Annotated in this window: 8 protein-coding genes; 2 read left to right on the forward strand and 6 right to left on the reverse strand. The window is 55.1% G+C overall.

What is annotated here, in order from left to right; genetic code table 11:
• Positions 1-10 precede the first annotated feature (10 nt).
• Together sufB and sufA are read right to left on the reverse strand one after the other, a co-directional pair.
• On the reverse strand, positions 11-1492 hold the full coding sequence (gene sufB, locus HX778_RS01590) for a Fe-S cluster assembly protein SufB (protein ID WP_154186131.1): 1482 nt from the start codon (positions 1490-1492) through the stop codon (positions 11-13).
• An 8-nt stretch (positions 1493-1500) separates the two neighbouring features.
• Positions 1501-1869, reverse strand: coding sequence for a Fe-S cluster assembly scaffold SufA (gene sufA / locus HX778_RS01595; RefSeq protein ID WP_038473265.1), 369 nt, complete (start codon positions 1867-1869; stop codon positions 1501-1503).
• 386 nt (positions 1870-2255) lie between these two features.
• Here sufA and HX778_RS01600 point away from each other — a divergent pair, with 386 nt between their 5' ends.
• Entirely contained in the window at positions 2256-3896 is a 1641-nt protein-coding gene (locus tag HX778_RS01600; RefSeq protein WP_176981135.1) for an AarF/ABC1/UbiB kinase family protein, read from the forward strand.
• Between the two features lie 78 nt (positions 3897-3974).
• On the opposite strand, the gene HX778_RS01605 is transcribed toward HX778_RS01600, so the two are convergent.
• From HX778_RS01605 to HX778_RS01620, 4 genes are all read right to left on the reverse strand, one after another.
• Entirely contained in the window at positions 3975-4487 is a 513-nt protein-coding gene (locus tag HX778_RS01605) for a DUF4823 domain-containing protein (RefSeq protein WP_176981136.1), read from the reverse strand.
• Between the two features lie 134 nt (positions 4488-4621).
• The gene (locus HX778_RS01610) at positions 4622-5446 is read right to left on the reverse strand and encodes a CPBP family intramembrane glutamic endopeptidase (protein ID WP_176981137.1); all 825 of its coding nucleotides are present in this window, start codon (positions 5444-5446) and stop codon (positions 4622-4624) included.
• A 155-nt stretch (positions 5447-5601) separates the two neighbouring features.
• Positions 5602-6012: a 1,4-dihydroxy-2-naphthoyl-CoA hydrolase gene (menI, locus tag HX778_RS01615; RefSeq protein WP_176981138.1), complete on the reverse strand. Its 411-nt coding sequence runs from the start codon at positions 6010-6012 to the stop codon at positions 5602-5604.
• Positions 6009-9065 carry an FAD-binding and (Fe-S)-binding domain-containing protein gene (locus HX778_RS01620; protein ID WP_176981139.1) on the reverse strand — a complete coding sequence of 1019 codons (3057 nt, stop codon included), beginning with the start codon at positions 9063-9065 and terminating at the stop codon, positions 6009-6011. The genes menI and HX778_RS01620 overlap by 4 nt, the downstream gene beginning before the upstream one ends.
• 202 nt (positions 9066-9267) lie before the next feature.
• Here HX778_RS01620 and ydiK point away from each other — a divergent pair, with 202 nt between their 5' ends.
• On the forward strand, positions 9268-10386 hold the full coding sequence (gene ydiK / locus HX778_RS01625) for an AI-2E family transporter YdiK (protein WP_038473277.1): 1119 nt from the start codon (positions 9268-9270) through the stop codon (positions 10384-10386).
• Positions 10387-10767: the final 381 nt, after the last annotated feature.

The raw sequence follows: 10767 nt of genomic DNA on the forward strand, positions 1-10767 counted from the left end.
CCCTTAATCCTTAACCGACGCTGTGTTCGAGGCTGATGGCTAATAATTTTTGTGCTTCCACCGCGAATTCGAGCGGTAACTCTGAGAACACGTCTTTGCAGAACCCGTTGACGATCATTGAGATGGCGTCATCTTCGCTGATCCCGCGCTGCAGGCAGTAGAACAGCTGATCTTCACCAATGCGTGACGTGGTAGCTTCGTGCTCCAGCTGCGCCGTGTTGTTCCGACACTCCACGTACGGGAAGGTATGCGCCCCGCTGTCCGGCCCGATCAACATTGAGTCGCACTGGGTGAAGTTACGGGCGTTGGTGGCCGTCGGCATAATTTTCACCAGGCCACGGTAGCTGTTCTGGCTACGACCGGCGGAGATCCCTTTCGAAATGATCGTCGATTTGGTGTTCTTGCCGATGTGGATCATTTTGGTGCCGGTATCCGCCTGCTGATGGCCGGAGGTCAGCGCCACGGAGAAGAACTCGCCGATGGAGTTGTCGCCACGCAGGATCACGCTCGGGTATTTCCAGGTGATGGCTGAACCGGTTTCCGACTGCGTCCAGGACATCTTGCTGTTCTCACCTTCGCACAGGGCGCGCTTGGTGACGAAGTTCAGGATGCCGCCGGTGTTGTTATCGCCCGGGAACCAGTTTTGCACCGTGGAGTACTTCACTTCGGCATCGCGGTGAATAATGACTTCCACCACCGCGGCGTGCAGCTGATAGCTGTCACGAACCGGCGCGGAACAGCCTTCGATGTAGCTCACGTAGCTGCCTTCATCTGCCACTAAAATCGTGCGTTCGAACTGGCCGGTTTTTTCCGCGTTAATGCGGAAGTAGGTGGACAGTTCCATCGGGCAGCGCACACCTTTCGGGATGTAGATAAAGGTGCCGTCGGAAGCGACTGCGGCGTTAAGCGCGGCGAAGAAGTTGTCGTTTGACGGCACCACGGTACCCAGGTATTTTTTCACCAGCTCCGGGTAATCGTGAATGGCCTCGCCGAAGGAGCAGAAGATAATCCCCTGCCCGGAGAGTTTTTCGCGGTAGGTCGTCGCCACGGAAACGGAGTCAAAAATGGCGTCGACGGCCACTTCACTGCCTTCCCGCACCGGGACGCCCAGTTGTTTAAACGCCTCTTCCACTTCGTTAGTCAGGAAGGCATTAGGCGGCTGCTGAACCGCGCCAGGCTGCGAGGCACAGGTATCGTCACAGCTGCCGCAGGACGGCGCGGAGTAGTAGCTGTAATCCTGATAGTTAAGCTTGTCGTAATTGGCCTTCAGCCAGTGCGGCTCTTCCATTTTCAGCCACGCATGGAACGCGTTCAGGCGAAACTCCAGCATCCAGTCCGGCTCGTTACGACGGGCAGAAATTGCCCGAACCACCTCTTCGTTTATGCCCTTCGCCAGCTGCTCGGTTTGCAGCTGGGTGAAAAAGCCCTCTTTATAATTGAGGTTTCCGGTCCAGGTTTTGACATCGTCAGTTGCTTCAGTATTACGAGACATAGTACCGCCTATACCCCAAAGCTTTCGCCGCAGCCGCACTCGTGCTGCGCTTTCGGGTTATTAAATTTAAAGATCTGATTCAGGCCTTCGCGCACGTAATCCACTTCGGTGCCGTCAATAAAAGGCATGGCGGAGAGCGGCACCCACAGGCGCGCGCCGTCGAACTCATAAACCAGGTCGTCCGGCTTTGGCTCGGTGACCGTGTCCAGTACGTAGCCAAAACCTGCGCAGCCCGTCTGTTTGATGCTCAGGCGTATGCCCTGTAGCTCGGGTTGTTTTGCAGCCAGGTCGCGAATATGCGCGCTGGCGGCCGGAGTCAGGGTCAGCCCCTGCCAGGCAAAATCGTTGGGATCAAAGGAACCGGTTTGCACATCCATTCTTCACCTCATCATTCTCTGCGCCCGAAGGCCGATACCCTTATGTTAATGATAACAATTATCAATACAACGTTATGAAAACAGGGGTATTCGCGAAACGCTGGTTTTTTGCGCGTCTTTACTAAGGATAGACCGTCGGCAAACTCTTGCAGATGGCGAAAAGAGCTGTTTAAGCCACTGGTGTAAAAGGAAATATCAAAGAAGAAAAGCGCCTGAAGCCGGCAAGGGAAAAGATGTATCGAAAATAACTATTTATGTGATTGGAAACGCACTGAATGAGAAATCGCACCAACAAAGTACCAGTAATTTTCAGTCTTCCAGCGGCAAAATCCCCGACCTCGATTTATCAGCTATCCTCCTGATAAGGAAAAAGGGAGTTTAGCCAGATGCTGAAAATGATAATGGTCACCGCCCGCGATCGCGTGAGGCTGCAGGAAATCACCGGCGTTCTTATCCGCTATGGCTTGCAGGACATCGTAAAACTGCTGGGGTTATCCTCGCTGCATAACAAAATCCGCGGCAGCAATGCCCATGATGTATTGCCAATGCCCCAACGCCTTTGCGCCGCGCTCGAAGAATTGGGTCCGACGTTCGTGAAGCTCGGGCAAATTCTTTCTACACGCAGCGATCTGCTGGATCCGGCATGGACTGAAGCGTTGAGCCAGCTGAATTCCAGCGCCAATCCACTTCCGTGGTCACAGCTTGAACCTCAGGTCATCGCGACGCTTGGCGCTGCGCCTGCCGACGTTTTTGCCTCATTCGATGAAACTCCGCTCGCCAGCGGTTCAGTGGCGCAAATCCACAGAGCGCGTCTACGAACGGGCGATGAGGTGATTGTTAAAATTCAACGCCCCGGCATTGAAACCACCCTCAAAGCAGACCTGCGGCTGCTGCGTTATCTTGCCGAAAGCCTCGAGCAGCAGAGCCCGGCCCTGGCCCGCTTTCAGCCTGTGATGCTGGTGCGTTATCTGGAGAATGCGCTGTATCAGGAGCTGGATTTTTGCCATGAAGCGGCCAACGGTGAAAAATTCTATCAATTCTTCGCCGGTTCCGACGATATCGCGATTCCAAAGATCTACCCGGAGTGGTGCAGCCCCACGTTAATGGTGCAGGCATTTTTGCCGGGCATTGCTCCGGTCGACGGCGCCCAGCTTGCCGCTGCAGGGTTTGACGGCCAGCTTCTGGCACAGACTGGCGCGAAGGCATTTATCGATATGCTCTTTAAGTTACGGATTTACCATGCAGACCCCCATCCGGGTAACGTGATGGCGCTGAAGGGTAACCGGGTTGGTTTTATTGACTTCGGGATGGTCGGCAACCTGAGCGAGGAGCGCCGCGATGAGCTGCTGTCGCTGATTTACGCCATTAGCGAGCGAGACACCGGCGGTATTGTCGACGCGCTTATCGTCTGGAGCGACCAGGACTCATTAAATCTCACCGATCTGGAGCTTGCCGCCGGTTATTTCCTGCAAAAACAGGGCAATCTCAGGCTACAGCTGGGGAAAGCGCTGACGGATATGCTTTCCACCGCCCGCGAATTCCGCCTGACCTTACCGCCCGATCTGGTTTTGCTCTTTAAGGCACTGATTACCGCCGACGGCGTGCTGCTGAGAATGGATCCGCAGTTCGATATCATCAGCATTCTTCGTCCGGTGATTAAAAAGGAGATGTTGAAACGCTACTCCCGCGCAGGAAGCCGCAGGCATCTGCTCAGGCTCGGCAACCGCCTGCTCGACGGTGGAGATGCACTCCCGCAAACTTTGCGTCTGGTCATGCAGAGGCTGCGCCACGGCAAATTACACGCGGATATCAACGTAGAGAATATCAATCAGCTGGGAAAGTCGCTTGAACGTGCGGCATCCACGCTGGCTCTCGCCCTTGTTTTAGCCGCCCTGATGATAGTGGTGACGCCGTGGCTGTTTGGCCTGAAGGTAACACTATTGGGCATTCCACTGTTCCCTGCTCTCGCTTTATTGTGCGCCGTCGCAGGAAGCGTGTGGTTGATATTCAGATTGTTGAGGCGGTGAGCTTAGCCCCAGCGGAATAGCACCGAATAACAGTTATAGCTCCGCAAGACGGAGCTTCATTATTTTGCCAATGGTTATTTAATACAGGCTTGTAATCCAGGCATTAATTGGGACAGGTAAAAGATCCTGAGGGTGATCGCCACCAAATGTGGCCCACTTGCTTTTCCCACTAATAATGGTCGAGGCAACTCTGGCATTGGTCTCAGCATTATAAACAGAAATTTTTATTTCGATTCTGTCTGGAATACCGGACCACTGGGTAGCCCTGTCTTCCCAATGAAGGATCTGTGGAACCACATAGTAACCACGGCTAAGCGGATGCTTGTCTTTTAAACACATCAGATCTTCACAATCAGAATATACGCTAACGCTATCGGAGTGGCGCAAAATTGCTGCTTTAACGACTGTGGCGGTGGTTTCGCCAGACCCTGCGTAGCTGTGGGTTTCATAGACCCCATCAGTAGGTTTTGCTACCGCGACGGGTAAATCCTTGACTAACAGCTCAGTGCTCTTTTGAACATTATTGGTACTGTATTTAGCGGAGCAACCAGCAAGTAATACAACAGCAAAAACAAACAACAACCGTTTCATTATAATTCCTTATCGTTTAAAAGCTGGCGATAGTAGCAACGTTGTTGATGTTTAACTTAAATGTATATCAATAAAATAAGTGTTATAGCGGCAATGATTAAGCAAGAAGACTTGCCAGCCATTGCCGCGACGAATTAATGCACAGTATGCCGCAGCACCGGATAGGTAAACAGCAATAAATGGGTAATATTTAACCCGACGTGAAACGCGACGGCAACCCACAGTCGCCCACTCCACATCCATGCCAGGCCGTAAATAAGCCCCGCCAGCGCGGCAAAAATAATCAGCAGCGGCCCACCGGCGAAATGGAGCCCGCCGAATATTGCGGCTGAAATAATCAGTGCGGCAACCGGAGGCATAAAACCGGATAAACGCTGCTGGAGATAACCCCGGAATAATACCTCTTCCGCCAGGGAAACAAAGAAGATATTGGCGAACAGGAACGGCAATAGCCACTGCGGGAAATGCGGTTCAATCTTCAATCCACCCAGCGCCACCGCCAGCAACAGCAAGCCGGGGATCAATGCAACCAGCAGGATCCAACCGGGCCTCGCAGGCCGATATTTGGGCTCGCTAACAAACAGCGATTTCATCACCACCAGCAGAATAAAGGGCACCAGTGCCTTATCGAAGTTGTAATACATGGAGAACGGTGCGCTTTGCGGCCCGGCAATAACCGAGTCCAGCACCTTTGGATTATGGAAACCGGGAACAGCATGGATTGTCATCCCCACGGCAGCGGCTACCAGCAAAAACTCAAGCATGTATCTGGCCGGCTTTCTGTTTTCCACTTTCAGATAAGCCAGCGCAACAAGAGCAATTGCCGTGAGTGAAACAAGCGCCCGCCAGTCGAGTACGCCATCAAAGGCGCCCCACACCACCGTCGCCAATAATAAGCCGAGAGAAATCTTTTTATTAAATTGCAAAACCAATAAGGCCGCAGCCAGTAATATCCACATAGTTTGTCCTTAAATTTATAAACATCCTGCGGCGGGCTTTGTAGCAAAATTAGCTGCGGATATATAGTTTTTTAAGAAAATTATCACATGAAGAAATTACAAATGGACAACCCACGCCCCTGATGGCCGGGCGTGGGCTTATTTCAGCTATTGATTTACACCACCGCCGTCGTCAGGCGAGAAGTGCAACACAGCTGGTCTTGCTGATCGTAAATATCAATTTGCCACACCTGATGACGACGGCCGGCGTGTACCGCCCGGCAAACGCCGCGCACAATGCCGTCGCGTGCTGAACGGATGTGGTTGGCATTTACCTCAAGGCCAACCACCTTCTGTTCGCCTTCGGTGCACAGGTATCCTGCCACCGAACCCAGCGTTTCCGCCAGCACCACCGACGCACCGCCGTGCAGCAGGCCAAACGGCTGCCGGGTGCGCTCGTCCACCGGCATGGTGGCCTCTATTTCGTTGTCATCAAAACGCGTAAATTCGATACCTACATGGCCGACCATATTGTTCACGCCCATTTTATTGAGCGCGGCAAGCGTGGCTTCACGTCGCCAAATCATCCGATAATCTCCAGAAGAGCCTGTAATGGATGCCGTACGCCGTTGCCCTCAACGCGCTTGACCTGGCTGCGGCAGGAGTAGCCGGTTGCCAGACAGCGGTTGCGCGGCAGGCGCTGCATCGCCTGGTGCCAGGATAGTTCATAGATGCCCAATGAATTGGCGAGATTCTTCACCTCGTGACCGTAAGTGCCAGCCATGCCGCAACAGCCAACGCTGACGTTCTCGAGTTTCGCGCCAAAACGAGCAAAAATGCCGGCCCACTGGTTCGGGGCCGTCGGTAAAGCAGTCACTTCGGTACAGTGGCCGAACAGGTACCAGGCTTCGCCCGGTGAGTCCTGTACTTTCCGTTCTTTCAGCACGGCCTGGAGCCACTCGTGCACCAGCTGAACCTGAAAATCACCGCGTTCTTCACCTAATGTCTGTTTATATTCATCGCGGTAGCACAGCACCAGCGCCGGGTCGACGCCGACCATCGGCATGCCGAGCTTCGCAATGCGATTAAGAAACTCAGAGGTTTTGCTCGCCGTGCGTGCAAAACGCTGCAGGAAGCCTTTAATGTGCTGCGCTTTGCCGTTCGGCGAGAAAGGCAGCACCACGGGCTCATAGCCCAGCTTATCCGCAAGCTTGATAAAGTCAGCCACAACCTGAGCATCGTAATAGCTGGTGAACGGGTCCTGCACTACCAGCACCGTTTTCGCCCGCTGCTCGTCAGAATAGCGCTCCAGCTGTTCCAGCGTCGTGTTAGCGGAGCGGTGGCCAACCATTTGCTGCTGCAACGTCGGCGTGGACAGCATCGGCAGGTCAACCATGCCGATATGCCGGCGGGACAGGTTCTGCACCCACGGCTGGCTCATAAAGAAGTTAAAGGTTTTCGGCGCCCGCGCCATCAGCGGCGCATAGCTTTCAACCGAGGCCACCACGTGGTCCCGCAGCGGGCGCAGATAACGCGTGTGGTAAAGCTGCAGGAAGCGAGAGCGGAATTCCGGCACGTCGATTTTGATCGGGCACTGGGTGGAACAGGCTTTACAGGCCAGGCAGCCGGACATCGCCTCTTTCACTTCATGCGAAAAATCGTACTCGCCCTTGCTGGCATGCCACGAGTTGCGGGTACGCTCAATCAGCCCACGCAGGCTGGCGCGTGCCTCCGGCAGCTGTTTCTCAAGCTGCAGCGGGTCTACGCCGCGCTCGGCCAGCAGGCGCAGCCATTCGCGGGTCAGCGTGGCTCGCCCCTTCGGCGAGTGAATGCGATTGCTTGAGATCTTCATCGACGGGCACATCGGGCTTTTCACGTCGAAGTTAAAGCACAGGCCGTTGCCGTTACACTCCATCGCGCCGCGCCATGAGGTACGAACCGCGATGGGGATTTGCCGGTCGAACGTCCCGCGTTTTACGGCATCAACCTGCATCATCGGGTCATCTACGCCGAGCGGCGGGCAGATTTTGCCGGGGTTGAGGCGGTTTTCCGGATCGAAAGTGGCTTTAATGCGGCGCAGCTCTTCATACAGCGTTTCGCCGAAGAAAGCAGGGCTATATTCGGCACGGAACCCTTTGCCGTGTTCGCCCCAAAGCAGGCCGCCGTATTTTGCCGTCAGCGCCACCACGTCGTCGGAGATGCTTTTCATCAACATTTCCTGCTGCGGGTCACACATATCCAGCGCCGGGCGAACGTGAAGCACGCCTGCATCAACGTGGCCAAACATCCCATAGCTGAGGTTATGGCTATCCAGCAGCGCACGGAATTCAACAATATAGTCCGCGAGGTGCTGCGGCGGTACGCAGGTATCTTCGGCAAATGGAATCGGTTTTGCCTGCCCCTTTGCGTTCCCCAAAAGACCAACGGCTTTTTTACGCATGCCGTAAATTTTTTCGATACCAGCAAGTTCATCGCAAACCTGCCAGCCAATCACCCCGCCTTCGCCTGCGGCTATCAGGGCATCAAGGCGAGCGCATAATTCGGTCACCTGGCCGTCGATAAGCGGCTGGTCATCGCCGGCAAACTCGACGATGTTCAGGCCTAGCATCTCTTTATCCGGCACGTCGGTAATCAACTCGCTGACCGAGTGCCAGACGATATCTTCCCGCGCCAGGTTCAGTACTTTGGAATCGACGGTTTCTACCGACAGCGCCCGGGCATCGACCATGAAAGGCGCATTACGCAGCGCTGAGTCAAAAGAGTCGTACTTGACGTTCACCAGGCGGCGCACTTTCGGCAGGCGGGTAATATCCAGCTTCGCCTCGGTGATAAACGCCAGCGTCCCCTCGGAGCCGGTCAGGATACGCGTTAAATCGAACTTACTCAGATCGTCATTAAACACGTGCCGCAGGTCGTAGCCGGTGAGGAAGCGGTTCAGCCTGGGAAATTTATCGATTATCAGCTGGCGCCGTTCGCGGCATCGCTCAAGCACGGTGCGGTAGATTTTTCCGCTCGTTGTCTCTTCGCGGGCCAGCTCTTCGGCAAGCGGCGTGGCCATCTGGTGCGTGTCAAGAATTTCGCCGTCCATCAACACGGCACGCACGCCCAGCACGTGGTCTGAGGTTTTGCCGTACACCAGCGACCCTTGCCCGGAGGCGTCGGTATTGATCATCCCGCCCAGCGTAGCGCGGTTACTGGTGGAAAGCTCAGGGGCAAAGAAATAACCATGCGGCTTCAGGAACTGGTTGAGCTGATCTTTGATGACGCCAGCTTCTACCCGCACCCAACCCTGTTCAGGATTGATTTCGATGATGCGATTCATGTAGCGGGACATGTCCACGACTATACCGCCGTTCAGCGACTGGCCGTTGGTGCCGGTACCGCCGCCGCGAGGGGTAAAGACCAGCGATTTAAAGCGCTCTTCGGACGCCACTCGGGTGATAAGCGTCACGTCGGCGGTTGACCGGGGGAAAACCACCGCATCCGGCAGCAGCTGATAAATACTGTTGTCGGTCGCCATGGTCAGGCGGTCTGCGTAGCTGGTGGCGGTGTCGCCGGTAAAGCCCTGTTGCTCCAGTGATGCTAAATAGCTGAGCACCAGCTGAACGACGCCAGGTGCCTGAGAAATTTGTGGGATCATTGACGGGTAGACCCTGTGTTGCGTGTAAGAGTTATCGTTTGCGTGTCTGTCTTGTTTTTATCATATTCCGCCACGATTTGCGGCTGTTATTTCAGATAACGCGAAGCGAATTGCGCCTGTCAAAAATCAGGGAAATACATCATCATTAAATTATCGCCATGCGAATTTAGCGCGGGTGCATTTTATTGAGGTGATTCTTCCTATGGTTAAAGTCAGTCAGCCAAAGGATCTGCTGCAGATCCTGCTGTCCGTGCTGTTTATTTCGGTGATGATTATCGCCTGTCTGTGGATCGTACGTCCCTTTGTTTTAGGCTTTGCCTGGGCCGGGACTATCGTGATCGCCACCTGGCCGCTGCTCATCAAACTGCAAAACCTGCTGTGGGGAAAACGCTCGCTCGCGGTGCTGGTCATGACGCTGCTCCTGCTGATGCTGTTCGTTATTCCGATTGCCATGCTGGTGAACAGCCTGGTGGACAACAGCGGCCCGGTCATTAACTGGGCGACGAAAGGACATATGGAGCTGCCGACCTTTGAGTGGCTGCACAGCATTCCCCTCATCGGCGACAAGCTTTACAGCGGCTGGAATACGCTGGTAAACAGCGGCGGCAGCGCGATTATGGAAAAGGTTCGGCCGTATATCGGCTCGACCACCAGCTGGTTCCTCGGCCAGGCCGTGCACATCGGTACCCTGCTGATGCACCTCGGCCTGATGCTGCTGTTCAGCGTGCTGCTCTACGCGAAGGGTGAAACGCTGGGGAACGGTATTCGCCACTTCGCCTTCCGCTTAGCGGACAAACGAGGTGATGCCGCCGTGCTGCTGGCAGGCCAGGCTATCCGCGCCGTCGCGCTCGGCGTCGTCGTCACCGCGCTGGTTCAGGGCGTGCTGGGCGGCATTGGCCTGGCCGTCTCCGGTATTCCTTACGCAGCCCTGCTCACGGTGCTGATGGTGCTTAGCTGCCTTATTCAGCTTGGCCCGCTGGTGATTCTGGTGCCCGCCATTATCTGGCTGTACTGGAGCGGCGATACCACCTGGGGTACGGTGCTGCTGGTCTGGAGCTGCGTCGTGGGGACGATGGATAACGTGATTCGCCCGATGCTGATTCGCATGGGCGCAGATTTGCCGATGATCCTGATTCTTTCCGGCGTTATCGGCGGGCTGATTGCGTTCGGGATGATTGGCCTGTTCATCGGTCCGGTGCTGCTGGCCGTCTCTTACCGTCTGATTTCGGTCTGGATGCATGAGGCTCCCGCCCCGCAGGACGATCCGCACGAGGTGGTGGAGCTGTTAGAAGAGCAGGAAACGCTGGACGTGAAGAAATAAAGGATGTGGGGGAGTTTGTGGTGTTTATATTCACACAAACTCTCTATGCGACAACATCTAAGTTTCCGTTCACTCCCAGACCAGTTTCATATGCTGCCACTGCACCGGTGAACGACTCGGGGAAGTCACCGTCACTTCCCCGAGACCCCGGACTCCCGGCCAAATAAATCGCCGCAAGCGGTAAACCTCAGTTTTATCTCCCAGTCCTGGGTCGGCTGAGATGCGTTCCCGACGCTCTCAGCCTCCGGCCGTTCCCGACGGCCGGACCCTGGCCAGTCGGAGAGAAAACGGAGGCGATTTAAGCCGGAACCGAGCCTCGCTTCAAACCCGCAGCTACACAGAACGTCACAGTCGCTTCAAGACCCGCAGCCACGCCCTTTC

Origin of the sequence: Cedecea sp. P7760, from assembly GCF_013386425.1 — a bacterium.
Classification (GTDB): Bacteria; Pseudomonadota; Gammaproteobacteria; order Enterobacterales; family Enterobacteriaceae; genus Cedecea; species Cedecea selenatireducens.

Bases quoted from the DNA above. Each gene is read 5' to 3' on its own strand.
- HX778_RS01600 (WP_176981135.1), top strand. From the start codon at position 2,256: ATGCTGAAAATGATAATGGTCACCGCCCGCGATCGCGTGAGGCTGCAG.
- menI (WP_176981138.1), bottom strand. From the start codon at position 6,012: ATGATTTGGCGACGTGAAGCCACGCTTGCCGCGCTCAATAAAATGGGC.
- ydiK (WP_038473277.1), top strand. From the start codon at position 9,268: ATGGTTAAAGTCAGTCAGCCAAAGGATCTGCTGCAGATCCTGCTGTCC.
- HX778_RS01605 (WP_176981136.1), bottom strand. From the start codon at position 4,487: ATGAAACGGTTGTTGTTTGTTTTTGCTGTTGTATTACTTGCTGGTTGC.
- sufB (WP_154186131.1), bottom strand. From the start codon at position 1,492: ATGTCTCGTAATACTGAAGCAACTGACGATGTCAAAACCTGGACCGGA.
- HX778_RS01610 (WP_176981137.1), bottom strand. From the start codon at position 5,446: ATGTGGATATTACTGGCTGCGGCCTTATTGGTTTTGCAATTTAATAAA.
- HX778_RS01620 (WP_176981139.1), bottom strand. From the start codon at position 9,065: ATGATCCCACAAATTTCTCAGGCACCTGGCGTCGTTCAGCTGGTGCTC.
- sufA (WP_038473265.1), bottom strand. From the start codon at position 1,869: ATGGATGTGCAAACCGGTTCCTTTGATCCCAACGATTTTGCCTGGCAG.